At 63.7% G+C, this 25,240-nt stretch carries 22 protein-coding genes and 2 tRNA genes; 17 read left to right on the forward strand and 7 right to left on the reverse strand.

Features of this window, described 5'->3' with window-relative positions:
* Positions 1 to 12: 12 nt before the first annotated feature.
* Together H3H36_RS00905 and H3H36_RS00910 are read right to left on the reverse strand one after the other, a co-directional pair.
* Entirely contained in the window at positions 13 to 1,515 is a 1,503-nt protein-coding gene (locus H3H36_RS00905; RefSeq protein WP_182213097.1) for an HDOD domain-containing protein, read from the reverse strand.
* Positions 1,512 to 3,185, reverse strand: a complete 1,674-nt coding sequence (locus H3H36_RS00910; protein ID WP_229219653.1) for a putative bifunctional diguanylate cyclase/phosphodiesterase — start codon at positions 3,183 to 3,185, stop codon at positions 1,512 to 1,514. The genes H3H36_RS00905 and H3H36_RS00910 overlap by 4 nt, the downstream gene beginning before the upstream one ends.
* Positions 3,186 to 3,654: 469 nt before the next feature.
* Between H3H36_RS00910 and H3H36_RS00915 the strand changes: the two genes are divergently transcribed.
* From H3H36_RS00915 to H3H36_RS00930, 4 genes are all read left to right on the forward strand, one after another.
* The gene (locus tag H3H36_RS00915; protein WP_182213099.1) at positions 3,655 to 5,340 is read left to right on the forward strand and encodes an isovaleryl-CoA dehydrogenase; all 1,686 of its coding nucleotides are present in this window, start codon (positions 3,655 to 3,657) and stop codon (positions 5,338 to 5,340) included.
* Between the two features lie 182 nt (positions 5,341 to 5,522).
* Complete coding sequence (gene upp / locus H3H36_RS00920) at positions 5,523 to 6,176, forward strand: uracil phosphoribosyltransferase (RefSeq protein WP_182213100.1); 654 nt, start codon at positions 5,523 to 5,525, stop codon at positions 6,174 to 6,176.
* Between the two features lie 9 nt (positions 6,177 to 6,185).
* Positions 6,186 to 6,539 carry an Hpt domain-containing protein gene (locus H3H36_RS00925; protein ID WP_182213101.1) on the forward strand — a complete coding sequence of 118 codons (354 nt, stop codon included), beginning with the start codon at positions 6,186 to 6,188 and terminating at the stop codon, positions 6,537 to 6,539.
* Positions 6,540 to 6,860: 321 nt separating this feature from the next.
* Positions 6,861 to 7,064, forward strand: a complete 204-nt coding sequence (locus tag H3H36_RS00930) for a cold-shock protein (protein WP_107142119.1) — start codon at positions 6,861 to 6,863, stop codon at positions 7,062 to 7,064.
* Between the two features lie 89 nt (positions 7,065 to 7,153).
* On the opposite strand, the gene H3H36_RS00935 is transcribed toward H3H36_RS00930, so the two are convergent.
* Positions 7,154 to 8,065 (reverse strand): LysR family transcriptional regulator, encoded by a 912-nt coding sequence (locus tag H3H36_RS00935; protein WP_182213102.1) that lies wholly within the window; start codon positions 8,063 to 8,065, stop codon positions 7,154 to 7,156.
* A 204-nt stretch (positions 8,066 to 8,269) separates the two neighbouring features.
* Between H3H36_RS00935 and aceB the strand changes: the two genes are divergently transcribed.
* Positions 8,270 to 9,862: a malate synthase A gene (aceB, locus tag H3H36_RS00940; protein ID WP_182213103.1), complete on the forward strand. Its 1,593-nt coding sequence runs from the start codon at positions 8,270 to 8,272 to the stop codon at positions 9,860 to 9,862.
* Between the two features lie 103 nt (positions 9,863 to 9,965).
* Here aceB and gloB read toward each other — a convergent pair whose 3' ends face one another.
* Entirely contained in the window at positions 9,966 to 10,772 is an 807-nt protein-coding gene (gene gloB / locus H3H36_RS00945) for a hydroxyacylglutathione hydrolase (protein WP_182213104.1), read from the reverse strand.
* A 20-nt stretch (positions 10,773 to 10,792) separates the two neighbouring features.
* On the opposite strand from gloB, the gene H3H36_RS00950 reads away from it, so the two are divergent.
* From H3H36_RS00950 to H3H36_RS00990, 9 genes are all read left to right on the forward strand, one after another.
* A complete protein-coding gene (locus H3H36_RS00950; RefSeq protein WP_182213105.1) occupies positions 10,793 to 11,587 on the forward strand; it encodes a class I SAM-dependent methyltransferase in 795 nt (264 codons plus the stop codon).
* The gene (rnhA, locus tag H3H36_RS00955; RefSeq protein ID WP_182213106.1) at positions 11,580 to 12,023 is read left to right on the forward strand and encodes a ribonuclease HI; all 444 of its coding nucleotides are present in this window, start codon (positions 11,580 to 11,582) and stop codon (positions 12,021 to 12,023) included. Before H3H36_RS00950 ends, rnhA begins: the two co-directional genes overlap by 8 nt.
* 520 nt (positions 12,024 to 12,543) lie before the next feature.
* Positions 12,544 to 13,350 (forward strand): hypothetical protein, encoded by an 807-nt coding sequence (locus H3H36_RS00960; RefSeq protein WP_182213107.1) that lies wholly within the window; start codon positions 12,544 to 12,546, stop codon positions 13,348 to 13,350.
* Positions 13,340 to 14,554, forward strand: coding sequence for a cation:proton antiporter domain-containing protein (locus tag H3H36_RS00965; protein WP_182213108.1), 1,215 nt, complete (start codon positions 13,340 to 13,342; stop codon positions 14,552 to 14,554). The genes H3H36_RS00960 and H3H36_RS00965 overlap by 11 nt, the downstream gene beginning before the upstream one ends.
* Positions 14,547 to 15,761, forward strand: coding sequence for a YbdK family carboxylate-amine ligase (locus H3H36_RS00970; RefSeq protein ID WP_182213109.1), 1,215 nt, complete (start codon positions 14,547 to 14,549; stop codon positions 15,759 to 15,761). The genes H3H36_RS00965 and H3H36_RS00970 overlap by 8 nt, the downstream gene beginning before the upstream one ends.
* A 113-nt stretch (positions 15,762 to 15,874) precedes the next feature.
* Entirely contained in the window at positions 15,875 to 16,588 is a 714-nt protein-coding gene (dnaQ, locus tag H3H36_RS00975; protein WP_182213110.1) for a DNA polymerase III subunit epsilon, read from the forward strand.
* A gap of 73 nt (positions 16,589 to 16,661) precedes the next feature.
* Positions 16,662 to 16,736 (forward strand) — tRNA-Val (locus H3H36_RS00980).
* A gap of 220 nt (positions 16,737 to 16,956) precedes the next feature.
* Positions 16,957 to 18,546: a hypothetical protein gene (locus H3H36_RS00985; RefSeq protein WP_182213111.1), complete on the forward strand. Its 1,590-nt coding sequence runs from the start codon at positions 16,957 to 16,959 to the stop codon at positions 18,544 to 18,546.
* An 84-nt stretch (positions 18,547 to 18,630) separates the two neighbouring features.
* Positions 18,631 to 18,705 (forward strand) — tRNA-Val (locus H3H36_RS00990).
* A gap of 67 nt (positions 18,706 to 18,772) precedes the next feature.
* Here the strand turns inward: H3H36_RS00990 and H3H36_RS00995 are convergent.
* Genes H3H36_RS00995 through nirK form a run of 3 tightly spaced genes read right to left on the reverse strand, consistent with a single transcriptional unit; the run spans position 18,773 to position 21,685 of the window.
* Positions 18,773 to 19,381, reverse strand: a complete 609-nt coding sequence (locus H3H36_RS00995; protein ID WP_220459553.1) for an SCO family protein — start codon at positions 19,379 to 19,381, stop codon at positions 18,773 to 18,775.
* Positions 19,378 to 20,139, reverse strand: a complete 762-nt coding sequence (locus tag H3H36_RS01000) for a formylglycine-generating enzyme family protein (protein WP_182213936.1) — start codon at positions 20,137 to 20,139, stop codon at positions 19,378 to 19,380. Before H3H36_RS01000 ends, H3H36_RS00995 begins: the two co-directional genes overlap by 4 nt.
* Before the next feature lie 46 nt (positions 20,140 to 20,185).
* Positions 20,186 to 21,685 carry a copper-containing nitrite reductase gene (nirK, locus tag H3H36_RS01005; RefSeq protein ID WP_182213112.1) on the reverse strand — a complete coding sequence of 500 codons (1,500 nt, stop codon included), beginning with the start codon at positions 21,683 to 21,685 and terminating at the stop codon, positions 20,186 to 20,188.
* A gap of 345 nt (positions 21,686 to 22,030) precedes the next feature.
* Here nirK and H3H36_RS01010 point away from each other — a divergent pair, with 345 nt between their 5' ends.
* The 3 genes from H3H36_RS01010 to H3H36_RS01020 all read left to right on the forward strand — a co-directional run bounded on the left by H3H36_RS01010 (position 22,031) and on the right by H3H36_RS01020 (position 25,005).
* A complete protein-coding gene (locus H3H36_RS01010) occupies positions 22,031 to 23,083 on the forward strand; it encodes an OmpA family protein (RefSeq protein ID WP_182213113.1) in 1,053 nt (350 codons plus the stop codon).
* Positions 23,084 to 23,155: 72 nt separating this feature from the next.
* Positions 23,156 to 23,728, forward strand: coding sequence for a glycine zipper 2TM domain-containing protein (locus tag H3H36_RS01015; RefSeq protein WP_182213114.1), 573 nt, complete (start codon positions 23,156 to 23,158; stop codon positions 23,726 to 23,728).
* Positions 23,729 to 23,871: 143 nt separating this feature from the next.
* Complete coding sequence (locus H3H36_RS01020) at positions 23,872 to 25,005, forward strand: CaiB/BaiF CoA transferase family protein (RefSeq protein ID WP_182213115.1); 1,134 nt, start codon at positions 23,872 to 23,874, stop codon at positions 25,003 to 25,005.
* The last annotated feature ends 235 nt before the right edge of the window (positions 25,006 to 25,240 follow it).

A 25,240-nucleotide genomic window follows, 5' to 3' on the forward strand; every position in this document is an offset into this window, starting at 1 on the left:
CCGCCGGGTCGCCTACGCGGTGCGGTTGATGACCACCGCCTCCAGCTTGTGGCGGCGTTCCACGGCCTTGACCACCAGCGCCCGCATGTCGTTGAGCAGCGCGAATTCCGTCTGGCTCAGCTGGATGGGCGGGAAGGTCTCATCCCAGTCGCCGTACAGGAAGCCGGCTGGCTGGCCGTTCGACGACAGCGGCAGGATCACGAAGCTGCGCGCGTCGGACATGGTGTCCTTCCACCACTGCGGCAGCTTGGCGGCGAACTTGGCGTCCCTGGCGTTCTCGATGAAGATCACGCGGTCGCTGTTGAGGGCCGCGTGGAACACGTTGGGCTCGTAGCTGTCCGAGAAGGTCATGGCCGGCAAGCGTTCCTTGACGCCTTCGCCGAAGCAGATCTTGGCCGCGTACTGGCCTTCCTTGCGGTTGCGCACGAAGGCGACGGCGCGCGAGAAGTCCAGGCCCTGGTACACAGTCTCCAGCGCGATCGACACCATCTGGCCAGGGCTGGCCGTGTCGAGCACGTCGCGCATGTCGGCCAGGCCGGACAGCAGGATCTTGTTGCCTTCGGCCCGCTGGCGGGTGCTGGCCAGTGCCTTGGCGCGCCGTTCGGCCGGGCGCGACAGGGGCGCGATGGTCAGATCTTCGGCCGCCACGATCTTGGCTTGCTCGATGGCGGCCATCAAGTGGTCCGGCTCCACGCCCAGCATGCCGGAATAGCGTTCCGTCAGCTTTTGCACGGCGGCCGCGCCGGCCGCGTCGTCATGCCACAGCGAGTCGGCGCACAGGGCCGACATGGTCGACAGGCCGGCGATCCAGTCCGTGGGGCTTACTTCCGCGCCAGGTTCAACCGGTTCGAGCTTGCGCATGCCGTTGATCAGGCTTTGCGGCAGGCCCCAGTGGCGGGCGGCCGCGTGGCCGATGTCCTCCAGGCTCAGGCCCAGCACTTCGGGCGCGATGTCGTCCACCGTCAAGCCTTCCGCGTCGGCCCGCTGCTGCAGGTCGTGCCAGCGTTCGGGCATGTAGAAGGTCAGCATCATGCGCCCCAGCGTGTGCAGCATGGAGCACACCACGGCTTCCTCCGCGTGGCGGCTCTCGGCGCTGGTGGCGATCTGCTGGGCCACGATACCGGCCAGCACGGCCTTTTCCATCTCGATGTGGGCGATGCCCGTGTCGGGCGAGGAGGCCGACAGTTCCTCGATCAGCTTCAGACCCAGGGCCAGGTGGCCGATGGCCTCCGTGCCCAGCACCAGTACGGCCTTGGAGACCGTGTTGACGTGCTGGCCGAAGGCGGAATACATGCCGCTGTTGGCCAGCCGCAGCACCTTCTGGGTCAGCACGGGGTCCGACAGCACGGTCCGCGCCATGTCGAATTCCTGCTCGTCCTCGCCGCGCATGGCGCCCAGGATGGCCGTGATGGCCTTGGCGAAACCAGGCATGTCACCCTGGCGTCGGGTGCATTCCCACATCTCGGACAGGGTTTTCTCGCCCAGCGGGGTGGGGGCCTTGAAGCCGGCGCTCATTGGTGCACCTGGCGCAGTTCTTCCGGCAGCAGGTTGGCGTAGGTGCTCTCCTTGAGGGCAGTCATCGCCACGTTGGCCGGCATGGGCTTGCCCGTCAGGTAGCCCTGGATGTACTGGCAGCCGCGGTCATCGAGGTAGTGCAGCTGTTCTTCCGTCTCCACCCCTTCGGCCACCACGGACAGGTCCAGGTGCTTGGCCAGGTCCAGCACGGCGTTGCAGATGGCGCCATCCTTCTGCGAACCGGGCAGGTCGCGGATGAAGGTGCGGTCGATCTTGAGCACGGAGATGGGGAAGCGCTTGAGGTAGGCCAGCGACGAATAGCCGGTGCCGAAATCGTCGATCGCGATGCGCGCCTTGCGCAGCGCCATTTTCGACAGGATGGTTTCGGCATGGATGGGGTCCACCATCAGGGTGCCTTCAGTAATTTCTAGAACCAATTGCTCACCAGATAAACCAGAGAATGCGAGCGCGTCATCGAGCACGTCAAGGAATTTGTCGTTGCGGAATTGGCGCGGGCTGATATTGACGGAGATGTACAGGCGCCGCTTGGCCACTTCCTCGAACTGCTTGAGCTGCACGCTGGCCGCCTTGAGCGCCCAGGCGCCGAGCAGGTTGATCAGGCCATTGGTCTCGGCGATCGGGATGAAGCGGGCCGGCGGCACCATGCCCAGCGTGGGGTGCTTCCAGCGCATCAGGGTTTCAAAGCCCTGGATCTCGCGTGTGCGGGCGTCCACGATGGGCTGGTAATACAGCAGGAATTCGCCTTCGCGCACGGCCTGGAACATGGCCGCCTCCAGCGAAATGTCATGTTCCGGCGGGCCGCTGTGCTTGGGGCTATAGACCACGCAGCGGGCCTTGCCCGTCTCCTTGGCGCGCCCCATGGCCGCGTCGGCCAGTGCCACCAGCCGCACTTCGTCCTCGGCGTGGTGGGGATAGACGGACACGCCGACCGAGGCGCCGACGTAGATGGTGTGGCTGTCGACCTCGAACGGCGATTGCAAGGTGGCGATCAGGCGGCCCGTGACCAGCTTGATCTGCGCTTCCGTGCTGGTGCCGGGCAGTACGGCCACGAATTCGTCGCCGCCCACGCGGGCCAGGGTGTCGCTGTCGCGCAGCGTCTTGCGCAGGCGGGCGGCGGCCATGCGCAGCACGGCGTCGCCGACCGGGTGGCCGAGGCCATCGTTGACCTTCTTGAAACCGTCCAGGCCCACGGTGGCCACGGCGAAGCCCTGGCCGGAGCGGCGCGCGTTGGCGATCACCATGCGGATGCGGTCCGACAGCAGCAGGCGGTTGGGCAGCTCCGTCAGGCCGTCGTGGGTGGCCATGTGCCGCAACCGTTCCTCGGTCGCGTGCTGGACCGACATGTCGCGGCCCACCACCAGCAGTTCCGGTACCTGGTCCTGGTTCAGGAAGCAGGATACGCGCAGTTCGAACCACACTTCATGTTCCGGCGTCTTCAGGCGCACTTCGACCAGGCTGGGGGCGAGCGCTTGCAGCACCTCGGCCAGCGCCGCCTTGAGGGCCGGCTGGTCAGCCATCGCCACGTGGGTGGCCAGCAGGTCGCCCTGCAGGTCATGGGGGCTGGCGATCAGGGCCACGGCCCGCTTGCTGGCAAACAGGACCTGGCCGGGCGCATTGAGTCTGAAGACAACATCACCTGCCTCTTCCATGAGGTGATCTAATTCATGACGCGGATCGCGTTGAGGCAGGGATGGGGAACTGGAAAGCATTGTAACGATCTAATCTCTCATTTTGTCACGTAACAAATTTTACAACGTTTGGTGGCGGCCCATCAGGGGTGCGGCACGGCTGACTTGCAAAACCAGAACGAAATGTATCACTGATGGGAAAGCTTTTACATGAAAAAAGACAACATCTGCGCATGTTTTGATGAAATCAGCCAGGTTGTGGAGAAAAATCAGGCGTCAGAGGGGAATGGACTGAATATTTCTTGAAATTACGACCATTTGACGAGCAAATGCTCGGTCATTGTGGTGCGCCGTCGCTTGTCTACAATCAAGGGATGCGCAAACCCTGTCCGGATTTAATCAATCAATCGCTTGCTTGAGAAAGCGTTCTCGGCTAGCCTGTCAGAATCGCCACACCGGCCTTGGACACCAAACTATTCTGGAGCACAACATGCATCCCTTCGATACCCATGCCGTCAGCAATACGGTGCCGCCATTTGAGAACGTCAACCTGTACGCCTGCGATCCCGCGCTGCAGGAAGCGCTGGAACGGGAGGGCGGCGCCAGCCAGGCCGCCTCGCTGCACGCCCTGGGTGAGCGGCTGGGACGCGCCGAGGTGCTGGACCTGGCCCGGCTGGCCAACCTGCACACCCCGCGGCTGCACAATTTCGATCGCGGCGGCCACCGTATCGACGAGGTCGAATTCCACCCGTCCTGGCATAGCCTGATGGCGCTGCTGATCGAAAACGGCGCGCACGCCTCGCCCTGGGAGGGGCAGGGCAGCGGTGGCCAGGTGGCGCGGGCGGCCCGCTACATGCTGTTTGGGCAGCTGGAAAACGGCTCGCAATGCCCGGTGACGATGACGTACGCTTCCGTGCCGGCGCTGCGCCAGGCGCCGAAGATCGCCGCCAAGTGGCTGCCCAAGATCCTGTCGCGCGAATACGATCCCCGTTCGCTGCCGGTCGAGCAGAAGCGCGGCGCGCTGGTGGGCATGGGCATGACGGAAAAGCAGGGCGGCTCGGACGTGCGCGTCAACACCACGATGGCCGAGGCGCTGCCGCCCGAGGAGGCCCGGCGCCTGTTCGGCGACGATGGCGAGGATGCCTGGCGCATCGTCGGCCACAAATGGTTCTTCTCCGCGCCCCAGAGCGACGCCCACCTGATCCTGGCGCAGACCGAGGCGCACGGCAGCGCGGGCCTGAGCTGCTTCTTCGTGCCGCGCTTCCTGCCCAATGGCCAGCGCAATGCCATCCGTGTGCAGCGCCTGAAGGACAAGATGGGCAACCGCTCCAACGCCTCGTCGGAAGTGGAATTCACGGGCGCCTACGGCTGGCTGGTGGGCAAGCTGGGACGCGGCATCCCCACCATCCTGGAGATGGGCAGCCATACCCGGCTGGACTGTGTGCTGGGCAGCGCCGGCACCATGCGTGCCGCGCTGACGCACGCGCTGCATCACGCGCGCCGTCGCCACGCGTTCGGCAAGGCGCTGTCCGAGCAGCCGCTGATGCAGAACGTGCTGGCCGACCTGGCGCTGGAATCGGAGGCCGCCACCGCGTTCGCGCTGCGCCTGGCCCGCTGCTACGACGAGAGCCCCGATCCGGCCCAGGCCCTGCTGGCGCGCGTGCTCACGCCGGCCGGCAAGTACTGGATCTGCAAGCGCGGCCCGGCGTTTGGCGCCGAGGCGATGGAAGTGATCGGCGGCAGCGGCTACGTGGAAGACTGCCCGCTGGCGCGGCTGTATCGCGAACTGCCCGTCAACTCGATCTGGGAAGGCTCGGGCAACGTGATGTGCCTGGACCTGCTGCGTGCGTTCGGCAAGACGCCGGCCGCGCGCGATGCGCTGGCGGCTGAACTGGCGCTGGCCGGCGACACTAACGGGGATTATGTGCGTTACACCCAGGCGCTGCTGGCCGACCTGGGCCAGCCGCAGGCGGACGAATACGGCGCGCGCCGCCTGGCCGAGCGCATCGTGGTGGCGGTACAGGCCGGTCTGCTGCTGCGCCACGCGCCTGCCTATGTGTCGCAGGCGTTCGTGGCTTCGCGCCTGGCCCATGACGTGGGCGGCGCGTTTGGCCGCCTGCCGGACGGCGTCGACTGCGCCGCCATCCTGGCGCGCGCGCTGGTGGAGCCGGCATGAGCCGGCCGCCGCCGGGCCGCCGCTGACGGGCTTACTGCATGAGCGGAATTAATTTTCATGAAACGGTTCCCTCGTGGCGCGAGGGCTGGGATAATGCGGCTTACAACCGATGACGGCAGCGCGCCCCGTCCCGTACCCCTGGGACTGGCCGCCTCCGTCGAGAATATTGCGAGCCCATAACAATGAAACAAGATCCGCGTTTCCCCAACCTCTACATCACCAACCATCCCCTGATCCAGCACAAACTGAGCCACATGCGGGCCAAGGACACGTCCACCCGCACGTTCCGCGAGCTGCTGAAGGAAATTACGCTGCTGATGGGGTATGAGATCACGCGCGACTTGCCGCTGACCACCCGCACCATCGAAACGCCCCTGATGACGCTGGACGCACCCGTCATCGCCGGCAAGAAGCTGGCCATCGTGCCCGTGCTGCGTGCCGGCATCGGCATGAGCGACGGCTTGCTCAACCTGATCCCGTCGGCCCGCGTGGGCCACATCGGCGTCTACCGCGATCCGGAAACCCACCAGCCGGTGGAATACCTGGTGCGCCTGCCCGACCTGGCCGAGCGCACCTTCATCCTGTGCGATCCGATGGTGGCGACCGGCAATTCGGCCGTGCACGCGGTCGACGTGCTCAAATCGCGCGGCGTGAAGGACGAGCAAATCATCTTCCTGGCCCTGGTGGCCGCGCCGGAGGGCATCACCGTGTTCCAGAACGCCCATCCGGGCGTGAAGATCTACTGCGCCGCGCTCGATTCGCACCTGAATGAGCACGCTTACATCGTGCCCGGCCTGGGCGACGCGGGCGACCGCATCTTCGGTACCAAGGGCTGACGGCGCGCCATGGCCACGCTGACTGACCAGGAATTCCACGCCCGCATGCAGGCGCTGGCCGACAAGTTCGCCGCCACCGTGCCCGTCACGCTGGACAAGATCACGCGCGCGCTGGCCGCCTGCCGCGCCGACGGGCCGGACGGTCCCGAGTCCGGCCACCTGCACGACTTGCACGAATTGCTGCATGGGGTGGCCGGTTCCGCCGGCACCTTCGGCTATGGCACGCTGGGCCAGTATTGCCGCGTCGTCGAGCAGCAACTGCGGGCCGTGCTGGCCGGGCAGGCCGAGTGGCCGGCCGTGGCGTCCCAGGTGGACGCGCTGCTGCTATGGGCGGCCCGTGACCCGCGCGCGCCGTCGTGGTAAGAACGCCAAGTGTGGCGCGCCTGCTATTCTTTTTGATGCATCTCAAACCTAACGCTGATTTTCAGGCTATAGTGACACCGTTACCTGTTAAAAGAGCAAGGTTGAGGTCGCTAATTGGCGGTCAGAAATGCGCTAAGTGCCGGTTTCTACAGCCATTTTCAGCCTCGCGCATTTATTTTTGCGAAAACGTCCTTTTCTCTTGTAATTGGGTATAATGCGGCATCGTTTAGATTCAAGAGTAGTGCAGTTTGTCTGTCATTTCTTTCTTGCCTCAAACGATATCACGGGCGCAAGCCCAACTTAACTGAAATAGGAATTGTAATGGCAACTGGTATCGTAAAATGGTTCAATGACTCGAAGGGTTTCGGCTTTATCACCCCTGACGAAGGCGGCGAAGATCTGTTCGCTCACTTCTCGGCGATTCAGACGACCGGCTTCAAGTCGCTGCAAGAGAACCAACGTGTTTCTTTTGAAGTGACCGCTGGCCCTAAGGGCAAGCAAGCTTCGAACATTCAGCCACTGTAATACGCTGAGTCAAACGACATAAAGAAATCCTCGGTATCCGAGGATTTTTTTTCGTCTCAAGGTTTGGTTTTTGCCACGATTTCCTGCCATTATTTCCATGCCTTGCGCCAATAATCAGGCTGGGCATAAGTGTGGCGCAGGAAATCCACGAAGGCGCGGATGCGCAGCGGCAGGTGACGGCGCTGCGCGAACACGGCGTAGATGTCGTTGCCCGGCGCCGAGTACTGGTCCAGCACCGTCTGCAGCTGGCCTGACTCGATCTCGCTGCCCACTTCCCACATCGAACGCCAGGCCAGGCCCTTGCCGGCCAGCGCCCAGTCGTGCAGCACCTGGCCGTCGTTGCAGCCCATATTTCCCGTCACCTTCAGCGTGACGATCTTGCCGCCGTCGCGGAAGGTCCAGCCGCGCTGGCTGCCTTCGCTGGAAATGGCCAGGCAGTTGTGCCTGGACAGGTCGGCCAGGGTCTTGGGCTCGCCATACCGTTTCAGGTAGGCGGGCGCGGCGACGAGCACCCGCTCGTTGTCGGCCAGCTTGACGCTGACCAGGTTGGAATCGGACAGGCTGGCGATGCGGATCGCCACGTCCACCCCTTCGCCGATCAAATCCACCACGCGGTCGTTCAAATTGAGTGTGCACTGCACGTCGCGGTGCTCGGCCAGGAAGGAGGGCAGCAGCGGCGCCACGTGCTGGCGGCCGAAGCCGGCCGGCGCCGAGATCATCAGGTGGCCGCTGGCGCGCGCGCTGCGCTCGGCCACGGCGGACTCGGCATCCTCGAGCTCGGCCAGGATGCGCTGGCAATCTTCCAGGAAAGCGGCGCCTTCGTTGGTCAGCGCCAGCTTGCGCGTCGTGCGTTGCAAAAGCTTCACACCCAGGCGTGCTTCCAGCGCATCGAGGCGGCGGCCTATCATGGCCGGGGCGATGCCCTCGGCGCGGGCGGCGGCCGACAGGCTGCCCTTGGAAACGACTTCGACGAAGGTGGAGATTTGCCTGAACTGACCCATGGATGCCCGTTGCCTGTCACTTGTGAGAAAAACGCAAAGATGAAGTGATCTTTTGTCTTGTTTGTATAACTAAATAGTGAATATACTTGAAATCAGATCGTGATGTAACCGAGTCCCCACACTAAAAGAATCGGTTAGCAACAAGATTAGCAATGCTTATAATTTCGGATAGCAGTTCACATTACCTTATACGGAGAGACATCCATGACGACCATCAACGTACCGGCTGGTATGCAAATTACGGGCGAGATCAAGCCCGGCTATGAACAGATCTTGACGCCGGACGCGCTCGCCCTGGTGGTCAAGCTGTCGCGCGCGTTCGAGTCGCGCCGCCAGGAACTGCTGGCCGTGCGCGTGGAGCGCGCCAAGCGCCTGGACGCCGGCGAGCGTCCTGACTTCCTGCCAGAAACGGCCCACATCCGCAACGGCGACTGGAAGATCGCCCCGATTCCCAAGGCGCTGGAATGCCGCCGCGTGGAAATCACCGGCCCGGTCGAGCGCAAGATGGTCATCAATGCCTTCAACTCGGGCGCCGACAGCTACATGACCGACTTCGAGGATTCGAACACCCCGAACTGGGACAACCAGATCACCGGCCAGATCAATATGTTCGACGCCGTGCGCCGCACCATCTCGCTGGAGCAGAACGGCAAGTCGTACAAGCTGAATGACAAGATCGCCACCCTGGTGGTGCGCCCACGCGGCTGGCACCTGGACGAGAAGCACGTGCTGGTGGACGGCAAGCGCATCTCCGGCGGTATCTTCGACTTCGCCCTGTTCATGTTCCACAACGCCAAGGAACAGCTGGCCCGCGGCGCCGGTCCCTACTTCTACCTGCCGAAGATGGAATCGCACCTGGAAGCGCGCCTGTGGAACGACATCTTCGTGATGACCCAGAACGAACTGGGCCTGGCGCAAGGCACCATCAAGGCCACCGTGCTGATCGAAACCATCCTGGCCGCGTTCGAGATGGACGAGATCCTGTACGAACTGCGTGAACACAGCTCGGGCCTGAACGCCGGCCGTTGGGACTACATCTTCTCCTGCATCAAGAAGTTCAAGCTGGACAAGGACTTCTGCCTGGCCGACCGCGCCAAGGTGACGATGACCTCGCCATTCATGCGTGCATACGCGCTGCTGCTGCTGAAGACCTGCCACAAGCGCAACGCACCGGCCATCGGCGGCATGGCCGCGCTGATCCCGATCAAGAACGATCCGGAAAAGAACGAAGTGGCGATGGGCGGTGTGCGCAACGACAAGGCACGCGACGCGACCGACGGCTACGACGGTGGCTGGGTGGCGCACCCTGGCCTGGTGGACCTGGCCATGGCCGAGTTCAAGAAAGTGCTGGGCGACAAGCCTAACCAGATCGACAAGCAGCGTCCGGACGTGAACGTGACGGCCGCCGAACTGCTGGACTTCAAGCCGGAAACGCCGATCACGGAAGCGGGCCTGCGTTACAACATCAACGTCGGCATCCACTACCTGGGCAGCTGGCTGGCAGGCAACGGTTGCGTGCCTATCCACAACCTGATGGAAGACGCGGCCACGGCCGAGATCAGCCGCTCGCAAGTGTGGCAGTGGATCCGCTCCACCAAGGGCGTGCTGGAAGATGGCCGCAAGGTCACGGCCGAGATGGTGCGCGCCATGATTCCGGAAGAGCTGGCCAAGGTGCAGCGTGACGCGCCAGGCGGCGAAGGCCCGACCTACCCGCGTGCCGCGCAGATCTTCGAAGAGATGTCGACTTCGGAGTCGTTCGCCGAGTTCCTGACCCTGCCGCTGTACGAAGAAATCTAAGCCAGCGCACATGCCGCTCCCGGGCGGCATAAAAAGCCAAGGGCAAGTCCAGTACATGGACTTGCCCTTTTTTTATATTGGGGACGGACCCCGATTATGTCGTTCAGAAATCGTTTTTCCACAGGCGCAGGGCCGTGAAGGTGGCCAGCGCCGTGTCGCCGGGCGACAGGCGGTCGGCCTTGACCAGCTGGGCGGCGATGGCCGGGTCGCGGTAGCGCAGGAAAGGATTGGTGGCTTTTTCCACGCCAAGCGTGCTCGGCACGGTGGGCACGTCGTGTTCGCGCCGGTCCGTTTCCAGCACCACGCGCGCGCGCAGGGCTTCGTTGTCCGGGTCCACCACGCGCGCGAAGCGCAGGTTGGACAAGGTGTACTCGTGGGCGCAATAGATCCTGGTGTCGTCGGGCAGGGCGGCCAGCTTGCCAAGCGAGCTGATCATCTGCGCCGGCGTGCCTTCGAACAGGCGCCCGCAACCACCCGCGAACAGCGTGTCGCCGCAGAACAGCCACGTGGGTTCGTCGCCGGTCGCTTCGCGCACGTAGGCGATGTGGCCCATGGTGTGGCCGGGCACGTCGAGCACGGACAGGCGCAGATCCAGACCGGGCACATCGATACGCTTGCCTTCGCCCACCGGCAGCGTGACGCCGGCGATGCGTTCGTTGCGTGGCCCGAAAACAGGAACCGGATAATGCTGTAATAATGCAGGCACGCCCCCGATATGGTCAGCGTGGTGGTGGGTGAGTAAAATGGCAGTGAGCTTGAGGCCGTTTTCTTTCAGCGCCGCCAGGATGGGCTTGGCGTCACCGGGGTCGACCACGGCGGCATGCTTGCCATCATGTATCAGCCACAGATAATTGTCATGAAAAGCAGGTACCGTGAGGACATGTAACGTGTGGGGAGATGAGATGGTCATTGGGTCACGAAAGGCTAGACATGGATAACGCTGCATCCGACCAATCCATTATAGCGCTGGACGGCTGGCTGCAAACCCCGGCAGGCAGGTACTTGTGTGCGTGGGAACAAACCTGCCTCGATAATCTGACGGCGGATATCTTCGGTTTCAATGCCCTGCAAATCGGTATGCCGCAAATTAATGCGCTGGCCGCGAACCGCATGCCGTATCAGTGGCTGGCCGACAACCGTGTGCGCCCGCGCAGCGTGGGCGCGGCGCCGGAAGACGTGCCGCGCCAGGTGGCCGTCGCGCTCGATTACACGGAACTGCCGTTCGCGTCGCAGAGCATCGACCTCGTCGTGCTGCCCCATGTGCTGGAATTTTCCGCCGAACCGCACCAGGTGCTGCGTGAAGTGGAGCGCGTCCTGATTCCGGAAGGGCAGGTCATCATCTGCGGCTTTAATCCGGCCAGCCTGTGGGGCGCGCGCCAGGCCGTGGGGCGGGTGACGGGCTCGGATTTCCTGCCCCGGGCTCAGGAACTGATCTCCATGCCGCGCATGCGCGACTGGCTAAAATTATTGAATCTGGGCGCCAGCCAAAGCCACTTTGGCTGCTACGCGCCCGCCTGTCGTACGGAAAAGTGGCTGCACCGCTACGCCTTCATGGATAATGCAGGCGCGCGCTGGTGGCCTTATCTGGGCGGCGTGTATATCGTGCAGGCCATCAAGCGCGTGAAAGGCATGCATTTGATCGGTCCGGCATGGATCAAACGAACGGCGGCGGCCCCGGTGGCCGTGCCGGTAACTAACAAGAGGCGGAAGCAGCAGGATGGATAAAGTCGATATTTTTGCCGATGGCGCATGCAAGGGCAATCCCGGTACGGGCGGCTGGGGGGCGTTGATGGTGGCCGAAGGGGCGGAAAAGGAAATTTTCGGCGGCGCGTTGAACACCACCAATAACCGCATGGAATTGCAGGCCGTGATCGAGGCGCTCAACGCGCTCAAGCGTCCCTGCGCCGTGACGCTGTACACGGACAGCCAGTACGTGCAAAAAGGCATCAGCGAATGGATACACGGCTGGAAGGCGCGTGGCTGGAAGACGGCGGCCAAGGAGCCGGTCAAGAACGAGGACTTGTGGAAGGCGCTGGACGCGGCCCAAGCCGTGCACCAGGTCGAATGGCGCTGGGTGCGCGGCCATAATGGCCACCCCGGCAATGAGCGCGCCGACATGCTGGCCAACCGCGGCGTCGACTCGGTGCGCAGCAAGCGCTAAGCGCGTAGGCGGGCATCCAAGGGGCTGTCATCTGGAATGTTGACCTGCGTAACAACGGATGGTACACGGCTATCACGACGCGCTGAATGCTTCCTGAAGATCAACGCTGCGTCTCCCGGAATTTCGTGGAGACGAAAAAAAATCCCCGTAGCCCTGGGGAGGCCGCGGGGATAAAAGCCTTGAAATAGGCCTGCTGTCATACCCAGATGCATAATACATTTGTACAAATGTATTATGCCGTCCTATAATTTGTCAAATGTATCGACCTAATCAACTGGTTTGCCCCACTGTATGGGGGCGCGCCATCCTGGCTGCGCTCATCTGTTGCGGTTTTGCCGACATGGTGCGGGCTGCGGCACCGGCTGCGGAACCTGATCTTGCTGCCGTCGTCCGCTCGCTGGCGACAATGAGTCGCGACCGACCGGTCTTGTGCGACTTGCCGCCGGGTCCCGCACCGGCCGGCTGGATCGCAGCGCCCGCGCAATGCGCCTGGCACAAACGGCTGACTATGCGACGGTGGGTGCTCGACCCGAGCAGCAAGTCCGGTTGTGCCAGCCCGCAAGCGGCCTGGTGGCACTGGCAACAGCAACATGACCCGGCCGCCGGCAGTTCGCCCGTGTGGGATGCGTCATGGCGGCGCCAGGTCCTCTTCCAGGGGGGCGCCGACCAGAGTTCCGCCCAGGTTGTCACGTTCATCGCCCAAGGTGCGGATAGCGGCTGGACCGTCACCACCTGGCGCTGGGATATGCCCGACCGGGCCGCCACGCGCCGGTGGGAGCAAAAGCGGTGGGACGAGCTCAGGCAAGCGCTCCAGCGATCGGCCGACGCGGACCGGACTGTCGCACCGCGCTCGCTGTTGGGGCTTGGCTATCGTAATTTGCGCAATCGGCCAGCCGAGCGGCTGGAAAATGGCTTGGTCTGGCAAGCGAACAATCAGTGCATGCGCCTCTCGGTGGCGGACATGTCAAGGGAGTCCGACATTCCTCTTCCTTATGTGCGTGAAGATAGCCGCCTCGAACAGCGCGCGGCCATCCAGGTGCAGCTGGCGCGCAGCGACCCCAGCCAGACCTGGCCGGCGGTGTTTCACTTGATGCTGCCCATTTTGCCGCATCAGCGCAGCGCCACCTATGCGGCAGTGTCGCGGAAGGACACGCAATTGATCGGCCATGTTTGGTTGCCGGCGAAAAACGAAGAACCCCAACAGCTGCGCATCGAGACGGCAGTGGCTGCGAAGCCCGGTTCGCCTGGGGAGGCGCAGCGCGTTTCCGAACTGGATCGCGAGCTGGCCGCGCTGGCCGCATTATGGGTAGCTGACCATGAACGCTGATATGCTCTCGTGGCCGCTCTGGTTGTCGTCACCGCTTGCACTGTTGGGCGCTGGCCTGCTGCTCGCGCAGGTGCTCGGCCTGGTGCTGGAAGCGCGCGGCTTACCCAAGTTGTACGGTGCCGTGGTCGCCGGCCTGGTGCTCGGCGTCAGCGGCGTGGGGATGATCGATACCGCTGTCGCCACCCAGTTCCAGGAATTGTTCAACGCCGCCACGGCCCTGGTGCTGTTCGAAGTCGGGCGCAAGATGGACCTGGCCTGGCTGTGGCGCAGCCGGCGGCAGGGCGGGAGCCTGTTGCTGGCCTGTTTGTTGCGCGGCACGGTCATTTGGGGCGTGCTCGTTGCCTGCGGACTAAACTTGGCCGAGGCCAGCTTGATGGCAGCGATGCTGATCGCCTCCAGCCCCATCATTTACGCTTCCATGGTGTCCGATTCTCAAGCCAGTGGCGTGACGGTCTTCGCGGGCGCCAATTTCATTGGCCTGGCCAATGTGACGGCCTTGCTGCTGCTGGTGCCGACCGTCGCCTGGCTGCGCAGCAGCGCCGATGGCGAGCTAAGCAGCTATGGGGCGGAGTTGCTCAAGCAATTGAGCCGCCTGGGGTGGGGCGTGGTGATCGCCTTGCTGTGCTACGGCCTTTACGTGCTGGCCACGCGCCTTAGCCGGGCCCGTGCACGCATGCGCCCGGGTATGCTGCTGGCCGTGCTGCTGATGGACTTGGGCTTGTGTTCGGTGAGTGCCGCAAGTGCATTGCTGTCGCTGCTATTGATGGGGGTGTTGCTGCGCAATGCGGAAAAGCGCGACAACGTATTTCAGGCAGAGCTGCGCACCGGCCAGGATATGGGATATGCGCTGCTGTTCATGATGTCGGCCTCGCTGGTACAGATCCAGCAGCTGTTGCATTGGCAGGCGCTGGCGGCGGCGCTGATCTTGTTCGCGGCGCGGGTGGTGGTGACGCGTGCCGCGCTGGTCCCGGCGACAGCCTGGGGTAAGGAAAAAAAGAACGCGCTGGCTTTGTCGATGTGTTCGCTCGTCAGTTTTGGCTCCCTCATGGTCGACAATTCCATGAACGGCTACCCTGGCCTGAGTGAAGCTGCGCAACAGATCATGGCGGCGCTGCTGGCCATTAATGTGCTGGCTGCGCCTGGCCTGACCTGGTATGGCTTGCATCTGGCCGGCGAAAACCACGAGGAGAATCTGCATGTCTGAGGCTGCCTTGCATTCCGCTGACGCGCAGGCGGCGGCCGTGGCCGGAAGCGGGCCGGCCTACTTGCCCCCGTTTGGCCAGGCCCGGCTCGGCACCATGGGCATCGAACTCGAACTGATGGTGCTGGACCGCCTGACCTTCGACCTGATGCCGGCGGCGCCCGATATCCTGCGACTGCTCGACAGGCAGGAGAAACGTTGGGTGGCGACGCCGGAAATCACCACCTCGATGCTGGAGGTGGCCACCTCGATCCTGGAAAGTTATCAGCAAGCTGCTGCGGAGCTGGAAGAGATACGCGCCAGTGTCGAGCGGGCGGCGTTTGAAGTGGGGGCCGTGATTTCCGGTGGTGGGGCCCATCCATTCCAGCAATGGAGCGATCAGCGCATCTATCCAAAGGAGCGCTACCGGGCCTCGGCCCGCAAGTTCGGCTATCTCGCCAAGTTGTTTACCGTCTTTGGCATGCACGTCCATGTCGGTGTGCCCGGTGGTGATGAGGCAGTGCGGCTGTGCGCGTGGCTGACCCAGCGCGCGCCGTTATTTATCGCGCTTTCAGCCAACTCCCCCTGCTGGCAAGGTGAGAACTCGGGTTTTTGCAGCGCCCGCAGCAATGTCGTTGGCGCCTTCCCCATGAGTGGCACGATGCCCGCGCACATACGCTCGTGGCAACAGTTCGAACAGCATTTCCACCGGCTGGCGGGATTAGGGATCGTCAGCAGCATCAAGGATTTCTACTGGGATGTGCGCCCGAAGCCGGAATATGGCACCATCGAGCTGCGCGTGCTCGACACGCCGTTACATCCATCCTATGCGGCGGCGCTGGCCTGCTATGCGCGCGCTTTGTGTATCGAAGCCAGCCAGCAGCCGGGACGCTGGCCCACCAACGACGGTCCGGAACTCTATACCTGGAACCGGTTCAACGCGGCGCGCGACGGCGTCGCCGGGCTGTGGATCGACCCCGAGACCGGCACCAGCCGTACGATCGCCGAAGTCATCACTGCGGATATGGCGCGCCTGGCGCCGCTATCCGATGATCCGGGCTTTGGGGCGGCGCGCGCGCAGATCGAGCAGCTGCTGCTCGATGGAGGTCAAGCGCGCTGGCTCACGGCGCAGCTGGCCGCGGGCTATGGCATGAACGATCTGGCCAGGCACGCGAGCGAGCTATTTAGCCGGCCGGCGCCACGCTTGCCAGGATATGCCGGCATGAAATAATGGTCCCGCTGCCGTTGCGTTTGCCTGGAAAGGGGCCGTGTGGCATGCCGCCCGGGCCGCGCTTTGTTATACTGCGCGGCTCGCTTTAGCAACCGATCACTCAGGCAGACACCATGCGTCAAATCGTACTCGATACCGAAACCACCGGCATCAATCCCAAACTGGGCAACCGCATCATCGAAATCGGCTGTGTCGAACTGCGCAACCGCATGTTGACGGGTAATAACTACCACGTCTACATCAACCCGGAACGCGATTCGGAAGAGGGCGCGCTGAACGTCCACGGCCTGACGACGGAATTTTTGAGCGACAAGCCCAAGTTCCACGAGATCGTCGAGGAATTGCGTGCCTACGTGGCTGGCGCCGAGATCATCATCCACAACGCGCCGTTCGACCTGGGTTTCTTGAACCATGAATTCAAGCGCCTGAACCTGCCGGACTTTACCGACCACGTGGGTAATGTGATCGACACGCTGGTGCAGGCCAAGGAACTGCATCCCGGTAAGCGCAACTCGCTGGACGCGCTGTGCGACCGCTATGGCGTGTCGAACTCGCACCGCAAGCTGCACGGCGCGCTGCTGGACGCGGAACTGCTGGCCGACGTCTACCTGGCCATGACGCGCGGCCAGAACAGCCTGGGCATGGATGTGGAAGAAGAGGTGGGCGCGGGCGGCGCCAGCCTGGAGCAGGTGGCGCTGGCCGACATTATCGTCCTGCCCGCTTCCGAAGCGGAGCTGGCGGCCCACGAGGACAACCTGAGCGGGCTGGACAAGGCCGTCAAAGGCAGCTGCATCTGGCGCACCATCAGCGCGCCGCCAGCTGAATGAATGAAATTTTGGGGAAATTTCGCTGCAACCCTTCCATTTTCCTAAAGTTGTATGCGATAATTCGCCCCGCTTCGGGAGGTTAGCTCAGGGGTAGAGCACTGCATTCACACTGCAGGGGTCGCAAGTTCGAAACTTGCACTTCCCACCAGAATTTCAAAAAGGCTTACGGATAAAACCGTGAGCCTTTTTTCGTTGGGCCGTCTCGCAGGCACAGGCCGAGCACCGGCCCAGCGAAACAAAGAAGGAATTTCAGGATGCTGGAAGCGTGGAAGGACGGCCACAATGAGTGAGAATTTGGCGTCAGCTGAATGGTTATAATTGAAAAATTGTTTTAACAATCACTTTCAACCTTCATCGGATCGCCGCACATGACCACGATCGTCGTCCTTCCCAGTGGCCGTACAGCGCCATACACCCCATCGGCCACGCAGGCAGTGGAACAGGCGTCTGTTGTCAGCCCGGCGCCCGCAGCCGGCGGTGCCGTCAAGCTCAGTCCTGGAGGTCTTGCCGCCGCCCGCCTGGACGCGGTGCCAGGGCTCGACCCGGACGCCACGCCGCTGCTGTGGGAATCGCCCGCGCGCGACAAGGTCACTTCGCTGATCGCCCGTAACTTCTTCGAACCATCCCTGGCCGGCCGCCTGCATGGCCTGGGCAGCGCCTTGCTGGCGCGTTTCTACGGAGATGGTACGGATGCCAGCCAGGCGGCACGTCCGCCGCGAAACGGCGCCGGGCTGTATTCCCCGGTTGCGGCTGCCGCTTTGGGCAAGCCAGTGGTCCATGGACAGGGCGAGAATCGGATTGCGCTCACCATTGCCACCACCGGCGGCGCACAAGTGTCGTTGACGCTCGACAGTGGCGAGGATGGCCTGGCCGTGCAGATGAAGAGCACCGGCACGCTGAATCAGGCTGCGCGCGCCGCGCTCGCCAAACTGGCGGACGCATTCCAGGAGGCGGTGGACGGCATCGCGCAAAGTCCGCCGCAACTGAAACTGGGTGGCTTGCTGCAATTCGATCCGACCGTGCTGGCGTCGGTGGACCTGCACAGTGTGGTAAAGGTGGCGACCGAGCCGGCAACCACGCAAACGCTGGACCTGCACGCCGACAGCGCCCGACGCAAGGTCAGCTTCAACGGCGCCGCTGGTGCGGTGCATGTCAACGTTGACATGAGCCAGGTGGCTGCCCTCGGTAACAAGGCCCAGCAAGCCAGGGCCGTGGGCAGCTATTTGCAACAGGTTGACCTGGCCGCCGCGCGCGGGCACGGCGATGCATCGCTGGTGTCCATGTTCAAGGATGCGTTCGCCGAAATGAACAGCGGCTACGACGCGGCCAGCCTGCCCGCGGCGGACGGCGTCCGCACCAGCACACTGACGTTGTCCGGCGAAGACCACGCGCTGCTGACGGGGCTGGCCGATTTTGATGCGGGGATCACGCAAACGTCGAAGGCGGTCAACAAGATGCGCCCGCTTGAGCATGATGGCTTTTCGTACCAGGTGGCGCAAAACACCAGTATTGGCGGGCGCAGCCAGGGTGACCGTTTCATCGCCCAGCACCAGCGCTCGCAACTTTGTGCGAGTTACCACATGCCGGCCGTGCCGGGTGGCCAATTGCGGCTGGACGGCGGGCCGGAAGACCAGAACTACGATTACTATCAGCTCGACGACAATGCCAGCTCGGATGCGCTGATGGCATACGATCAGGGGCGCTTGAAAGCGGCGTCATTGCGGCAGTCGGCCACGCAGGCGACCCATGTGATGAAGTATGCGATGGGTCACCTGATCTCGGACCGCACTACGCCGGTCCGGCGCAACCTGCAACGCGACCTGGTGGAAGCATTGGCGCCAGACGTGAAGGGCGCGCACCCGCGCTCGCTGGATGAGATCTTGCGCCGCCAGCAGCAATTGCAGGAAGTGGCCGGACTGGTCCCGCTGCAGGCGTATGGTGACGGAGCCGGAAATTGACCCGACGATTTACACTTTTTTCGGCAATATTGAAAATTGGCCTTCCCAAGCCGGGCGTTTGTGTGTGATAATTCGCCCCGCTTCGGGAGGTTAGCTCAGGGGTAGAGCACTGCATTCACACTGCAGGGGTCGCAAGTTCGAAACTTGCACTTCCCACCAGAATTCAAAAGGCTTGCGCGCAAACGCAAGCCTTTTTTTATTTGCGCGGCCGCCACACTTGGGTGTGTCAGTGCGCCGCCACCGTGTCCTTGATCAGCTTGACGAACTCGGGATCGACCGCACCTATCTTGCCCGTGCGCCCCAGCACGCGGCCCTCGCTGTCGAGCAGCACCAGCACCGTGGTGTGGTTGTATTCGCCGCTTTCCAGCCGGCGGTACTGGATGTCGAGCGTGGCCGCGATCTTGCGCACGCTGGCCGCGTCGGTGCGGGCCACGGTCCAGTGGGATGGATCGAGTTCGCGCTGGCGCGCCACCTGCTTGAGCGCCTTGAGATCGTCGCGCGCCGGATCGAAGGTGATCAGCAGCATGGACAGGCGGTCGCGCGCGTCCTGGTCCAGCGCCTGCTGGGTCTGGCGCATGGTATCGATCAGCATCGGGCAGACAAATTCACATGAGTTGTAGAACATGCTGACCACGACCGGATGGCCGCGCAGGTCGCGCAGCTTGAACGGCTTGCCGTCCTGGTTGTTCAAGGTAGCCGGCAACTGGTAGAGCGAGGTGGACGGCAAAGCGGTAGCAGGCGCCGCTGGCGCGTCCGTGGCCGAGGCGGGCAGGGCCAGCGCACACAGGGACGACAGCAGCAGGGCCGACAGGCGAGTACGGAGCATGGCGTTCATTTCTTTTCCTTGGTCAGGCTACGGGCGCAGCGGAAGCCCAGGTCGTTGGTGCTGTCGGCGCCCTTGAGCGACGATAGCAGCGCCACCCGCATCAGGATGGCGAAATTGTCGCGGTCTTGCAGGCTGATGGCGCCCGCCCCGCAGTATTGCAGCTTTTCCGGATCACCCTGGTCACGGCTGTCGGCGCTCACCAGCAGGGCGTTGAAGTCATCCACCCATTCCCAGATCAGGCCGTGCATGTCACGGATGCCGTAAAAGTTCGGCTTGCCGCCGATCGCCCCGTGGCTGCCGGTCGACGCCTGTGAATACCAGGCCAGGATGCGGGCCCGCCAGGCCGGGTCCTTGCGGGCATCGCGCCGGTGCTCGTCGGCGGCCGCCACGTATTCCCATTCGTACCAGGTGGGCAGGCGGGCCTGCTCGCTTTCGCAAAACGCCTGCGCCGCGAACCAGCTGACGTTGGTGACGGGCTGCTTGTCCAGGCCATCAACGGCGACGGCCTGGTCGTATTGGCGCAGGTAGTTCGCGTCCACGAAGATGGGCGGCGCCGCGCCCCGTTGCCATTCCGGGTGCGTGGCGATGAAGGCCTGGAACTCGCCGTTGGTGACCGGTTCGCTGCGCATGGCGAAGCGGTTCACCTTGACGGGCGGATTGCCCGCGTTCCCGCCCGAGAGCACCGTGACAAGCCGGCCCGCCGGCACGGCCACATAATCGGCCGCGCCGGCGTGACCTCCCCAGGCCAGCACCGCTGCGGCCAGCATGGGGAGGAACGGGCTTGTCGGTGGCAGCTTCACGTTGCGACCCGCTTCAGTGGGCGGCCTGTGCCTTCGGCGCCGGCTTGGCCCGCACCGCTTTCACGTCGGCGGCCTTGATCTGGCCGCCCTTGTTGTCCCAGCTGTTGAGCACGTAGGTGAGGATGTTGGCCACCTCGTCGTCGTTCAACTGGTTCATCGGTGGCATCACCGAGTCATACTGCTTGCCGTTCACCTGCACCTTGCCGGTCAAGCCGTGCAGCACCACGCCCACGGTGCGCTTGGGATCGGCATTCAGGAAGTCGGACTTGGCCAGCGGCGGGAACACGCCCGGCAAGCCTTCGCCGTTGGCCTGGTGGCAGACCGAGCAGGTGCCGGCGAACAGCGATTTGCCGGCGTTGATCTGCTCCTGCACGGTCAGGTTGCCACTGGCGGCGGCCGTCGCCGCCGTGGCGACCGCTTTCATGTTCGGTGCGGCGCGGTCGCCCAGGTAGACGGAATCGACTTCTTTGCCGGAGTAGATGGTCTTGTCCTCGGGGCCGTCCACCTTGAGGATGGCCAGCGCGCCTTTGTTGAAGGCGCGGAAGATCGAGTGGTCCACCATCACATAGCTGCCCGGCACCTTGGTGGTGAATTCCGCGATGGCGGCGCCGCCGGCCGGAATCAGCGTCGTTTGCACGTTGGTCTGGCTGTTGGTGCCGCCCTCGAAGCGTACGCGGTCGAAGATGGCGCCGATCACGTGGAAGCTGGACACCATGTTGGGGCCGCCGTTGCCGATGAACAGGCGCACTGATTCATTGGTCTTGGCCTTGATCGCGTTGTCGCCCGTGAGCGCGCCCTCGGCGCCATTGAACAGCACGTAGGTGGGCTTCTCGTCGATGGCTTTTTCCATGTCGAATGGCTGCAAGCCTTTCTCGCGGTACTTGCCGGTGGTGTAGAAGTCACCCTGCATCACGTAGTACTCGTGGTCGACGGGCGGCAAGCCTTCCGGCGGCTCCACCAGGATCAGGCCATACATGCCGTTGGCCACGTGCATGCCGACCGGCGCCGTGGCGCAGTGGTACACATAGATGCCCTCGTTGAGGGCCTTGAACGTGAATTGCGACTCGTGGCCTGGCGCCGTGAAACTGGAGGCGGCGCCGCCACCCGGTCCCGTGACGCCGTGCAGGTCGATGTTGTGGGGCATCTTGCTCGATGGATGGTTCTTGAGGTGGAACTCCACCGTGTCACCCTGGCGCACCCGGATGAAGCTGCCCGGCACGGAGCCGCCGAAGGTCCAGAACGTGTAGCTCACACCTTCCGAGATCGGCATCTGCTTTTCCACCACTTCCAGGTTGACGATCACCTTGGCCGGGTAGTTGCGGTTGGTGGGCGGTGGCACCATGGGCGGGCTGGTCAGCACTGCCGTGATGGGCGCGCCCTGGGGCGGGCCGAAGTCGCCAGGATATTTGCCTTTGGCATCGGCCGCCTGGGCCGAGGGAAGACCTGCCAGCAGGGCGGCGCATAGTCCGGCGGCGCGTAGCAGTGTGGACAGGGACAAGGTGGAAGTTTGCATGTCGGTACCCTTTTCTTATCGTTCCGGCCTGACGGCGCCGGTTTCGTTGGCGAGCATTCAAATAACGTTCTTACAACATTGGTCTTGAGGCGTGTCAAAGACTGCTACAGGTATACCTGATGAAATGTGGAAAAAGTTGACTCAGATCAAATTGGCAAGAGATCGGGCCGCCTGGATGGGGAGGGGCGGCGGCAAAGATACAATCTATTACATCTTTCAAATAAAACCTTGTCTACCTGAAATGTTTGGATTTCGTTTAGTCCATAACCGGATCGCAAGCAGGGCAGCCGCCCGCTGCGGACTGGGCATGACAAACAGCCATAACATTTAAGAATGGGAACAGACATGTTGAAATCCAAGAAAATCGCCCTGGCGGCACTCGCACTGTGCGCCTCTTTCTCCGCCGTTGCCGCGGACGAAGCGATCAATCCATCGTGGTACATCCAGCCCAGCGTCAACGCCATGAAGCCTGACGGCGACTTCGGCGTGGACAAGCACGGCTTCGGCGCCGGCCTCAAGTTCGGCAAGGCCGTCAGTGACAACTGGGACGTGCAGATGGGCACCACCTACGCCCGTTCCCGCGACAACGGCGAGCGCTACCAGCAAAACACCTTTGGTGTCGATGGCCTGTACCTGTTCTCCCGTTCTACCTTCCGTCCGTTCGTGCTGGTGGGTGCCGGCATGGAGCATGACAAGGCCAACCTGAACACGGTGGGCCAGTTGTCGAAGAACTCGCCGTTCGTGAGCGCCGGCCTCGGTTTCCAGGCCTCGCTGAACGACCAGTGGTCCATGCAGGCGGACCTGCGCGATGTGCACGGCTTCATCCGCGGCAATGAGTTCGGCACCAGCAAATCGAACAATTATTACCTGACCGTGGGCCTGAACTACGCGTTCAACAAGCCAGCCGCACGCCCCGTGCCGGTGGCACCCGTGGTGGCGCCGCAGCCGGTGGCCGAAGTGGCGCCGCCGCCCCCAGCGCCGGTCGCGCCACCGCCGCCTGCGCCAGCACGGTTTGAAAAGGTGACGATGTCGGCCACTGAATTGTTCGGCTTCGGCAGCGACAAGCTGCACGCCGGCCAGCCCAAGCTGGACGACATGGCCAAATTCCTCAACGAGAACGCCAGCGTGGAACACGTGATGGTGACCGGCTATGCCGACCGCCTGGGCAGCAGCAAGTCCAATCACGCGCTGTCGCTGCGCCGCGCCGAAGCCGTCAAGGCCTACCTGGTGGGCAAGGGCGTGGCCGCCAGCCGCATCAACACGGCGGGCAAGGGCGAGGAGCAGCCAGTCGTCCAGTGCGACAACAAGAAGCAAAAGCGCGCAGAGCTGATCAAGTGCCTGGAGCCTAACCGCCGCGTGGAGATCGAACAGGTCACCGTCGAACGTCGCGTCAACTAAGCCTTGCGGCCCGCACCGCGCCCGATGGCGCCGGCGCGGGCCGGTATCACCCCAACGAATCAGGAGTCTCACATGAACAAGCAAACCATCCTGCTGGCAGCCATGCTGGCCACCGGCTTCATCACCTCGCACGCTTCGGCGGCAGGCCAGAGTGCCCAGGACGCCGCGGCCCGCTACGACAGCGACAAGAAACTGTGCGCCGATGAGCGCGAAGCGTCGCTGCGCATGCAGTGCCTGCGCGACGCCAAGGCCACCTACACCAAGGCCATGGAAAGCGCCAAGCCCGCCTCGCAAGCCAACGGCCATGCCGTGTGCGCGACCTGCGGCAAGGTCACTTCCGTCCACGTGACGGAGCAGGCCGGCCAGGGCGGCGCGCTGGGCGTGGTCGCCGGCGGTGTGGCCGGCGCGCTGCTGGGCCACCAGGTGGGCGGCGGCACGGGCCGTGACCTGGCCACCGTGGCCGGCGCGGCGGGCGGCGCCTACGCGGGCAACCAGGTTGAGAAAAAGATGACGGCCAAAAAAGTGTGGACCGTGGCGGTGCAGTACGAGAACGGCCGCCAGGCCCGGTTCACCTTCGACAAGGACCCCGGCATGGTCGCCGGCGACAAGGTCAAGAACGCCGGCCACAGCATCGTGCGCTATTGATCCACAGGGGCCGGACCGTGCGGTCTGGTCCCGACGCCCGGTCCTTGCGGCCGGGATTCGTCCGATGCGACGATGTACCTGTCCACGCGTGCGGTTACACTGCTGGTATCAGCCAATAACCACACCAACCGGGGACACAACGCATGGGCATACTGTCGGGCATACGTATCATCGAAATCGCTGGCATCGGGCCGGCCCCATTCTGCGGCATGCTGCTGGCCGACATGGGCGCGGACGTGATCCTGGTGGAACGGGCGGCCGGCAAGTCCGGCGATCCGCTCGACCTGGGCGACAAGAACATCACCAACCGCGGCAAGCGCTCGCTGGCGCTGGACCTGAAGGACCCGCAAGCGATCGCCACCTTGCTCGACCTGATCGCCGGGGCCGACGCCCTGATCGAAGGCATGCGCCCCGGCGTGATGGAGCGCCTGGGCCTGGGGCCGGCGGCCTGCCTGGCCCGCAATCCCAAGCTCATTTATGGCCGCATGACCGGCTGGGGCCAGGACGGCCCGCTGGCCAAGGCGGCCGGCCACGACATCAATTACATCGGCCTGTCCGGCGCCCTGTGGTACAGCGGCGCGCCTGACCAGGCGCCGCTGGCCCCGCCCACGCTGGTGGGCGACATTGGCGGTGGTGCGCTATACCTGGCCATGGGTGTCTTGGCCGGCGTGCTCGGTGTGCGCAACGGCGGCACGGGGCAGGTGGTGGATGCCGCCATCGTGGACGGCAGCGCCAACATGATGAACCTGCTGCTGTCGCTGCACGCGGCCGGCATGATGCCGATGCGGCGCGGCGAGGGCCTGCTCGACGGCCCGCACTGGTACGGCACCTATGTGTGCCAGGATGGGCTGGGTGTGACCATCGGCGCGCTGGAACCGCAGTTCTACGCGCTGCTGCTGGAAAAGCTGGGACTGGCCGGCGATCCCGAATTTGCCCGTCCCTACGACAAGCGCTGCTGGCCGTCTCTGCGCCTGAAACTGACGGCGCTGTTCCTGACCCAGCCGCGCCAGCACTGGACTGATCTGCTCGAAGGCAGCGATGCCTGCTATGCGCCGGTGCTGTCGCCCGTCGAGGCGCAAGCCCATCCCCACATGGCGGCGCGCGCCGTCTACAGCGAACGTGGCGGCGTGCTGCAGGCCGCGCCCGCGCCCCGGTTCTCGGCGGCCGCACACGCGCCGGGCGCCGTGCCCCGGCGCGGCGAGCACGGTGCCGCCATCCTGCGCGAGGCCGGTTGCAGCGACGCCGATATCGCCAAATTGCTCACCCCGCGCGACTGAGAGGGTGATACGCAGTGCAACATCGGCCCCGCCGTGCGGTCGTCGTGGTGTCATAAAATGCACAGCGATTGTCATAAAATGATCAGCGCCCGCTGGCCGACAGGCGCTACCATTGAGGGGTATTTTGCAACAACGCCGGGGCAAATGTCGCGTAGTGGCCGGGAACCGGGGCGACAAAATTGACAGCGGGCCGCGAAAGCCCCAGACTTCCTGTCGGAAATGACGCACTGCGGCA

It is taken from the genome of Rugamonas fusca, from assembly GCF_014042365.1.
Lineage (GTDB): Bacteria > Pseudomonadota > Gammaproteobacteria > Burkholderiales > Burkholderiaceae_D > Rugamonas > Rugamonas fusca.

Coding starts and splice junctions, on each gene's coding strand:
- gloB (WP_182213104.1), bottom strand. CDS start 10,772: ATGACCATCTCATCTCCCCACACGTTACATGTCCTCACGGTACCTGCT.
- H3H36_RS00910 (WP_229219653.1), bottom strand. CDS start 3,185: ATGGAAGAGGCAGGTGATGTTGTCTTCAGACTCAATGCGCCCGGCCAG.
- H3H36_RS00915 (WP_182213099.1), top strand. CDS start 3,655: ATGCATCCCTTCGATACCCATGCCGTCAGCAATACGGTGCCGCCATTT.
- H3H36_RS00970 (WP_182213109.1), top strand. CDS start 14,547: ATGTCTGAGGCTGCCTTGCATTCCGCTGACGCGCAGGCGGCGGCCGTG.
- H3H36_RS00985 (WP_182213111.1), top strand. CDS start 16,957: ATGACCACGATCGTCGTCCTTCCCAGTGGCCGTACAGCGCCATACACC.
- H3H36_RS00925 (WP_182213101.1), top strand. CDS start 6,186: ATGGCCACGCTGACTGACCAGGAATTCCACGCCCGCATGCAGGCGCTG.
- H3H36_RS01000 (WP_182213936.1), bottom strand. CDS start 20,139: ATGCTGGCCGCAGCGGTGCTGGCCTGGGGAGGTCACGCCGGCGCGGCC.
- H3H36_RS01015 (WP_182213114.1), top strand. CDS start 23,156: ATGAACAAGCAAACCATCCTGCTGGCAGCCATGCTGGCCACCGGCTTC.
- upp (WP_182213100.1), top strand. CDS start 5,523: ATGAAACAAGATCCGCGTTTCCCCAACCTCTACATCACCAACCATCCC.
- H3H36_RS00950 (WP_182213105.1), top strand. CDS start 10,793: ATGGATAACGCTGCATCCGACCAATCCATTATAGCGCTGGACGGCTGG.
- dnaQ (WP_182213110.1), top strand. CDS start 15,875: ATGCGTCAAATCGTACTCGATACCGAAACCACCGGCATCAATCCCAAA.
- H3H36_RS00905 (WP_182213097.1), bottom strand. CDS start 1,515: ATGAGCGCCGGCTTCAAGGCCCCCACCCCGCTGGGCGAGAAAACCCTG.
- rnhA (WP_182213106.1), top strand. CDS start 11,580: ATGGATAAAGTCGATATTTTTGCCGATGGCGCATGCAAGGGCAATCCC.
- H3H36_RS00930 (WP_107142119.1), top strand. CDS start 6,861: ATGGCAACTGGTATCGTAAAATGGTTCAATGACTCGAAGGGTTTCGGC.
- H3H36_RS00935 (WP_182213102.1), bottom strand. CDS start 8,065: ATGGGTCAGTTCAGGCAAATCTCCACCTTCGTCGAAGTCGTTTCCAAG.
- H3H36_RS00995 (WP_220459553.1), bottom strand. CDS start 19,381: ATGAACGCCATGCTCCGTACTCGCCTGTCGGCCCTGCTGCTGTCGTCC.
- nirK (WP_182213112.1), bottom strand. CDS start 21,685: ATGCAAACTTCCACCTTGTCCCTGTCCACACTGCTACGCGCCGCCGGA.
- H3H36_RS00965 (WP_182213108.1), top strand. CDS start 13,340: ATGAACGCTGATATGCTCTCGTGGCCGCTCTGGTTGTCGTCACCGCTT.
- H3H36_RS01020 (WP_182213115.1), top strand. CDS start 23,872: ATGGGCATACTGTCGGGCATACGTATCATCGAAATCGCTGGCATCGGG.
- aceB (WP_182213103.1), top strand. CDS start 8,270: ATGACGACCATCAACGTACCGGCTGGTATGCAAATTACGGGCGAGATC.
- H3H36_RS01010 (WP_182213113.1), top strand. CDS start 22,031: ATGTTGAAATCCAAGAAAATCGCCCTGGCGGCACTCGCACTGTGCGCC.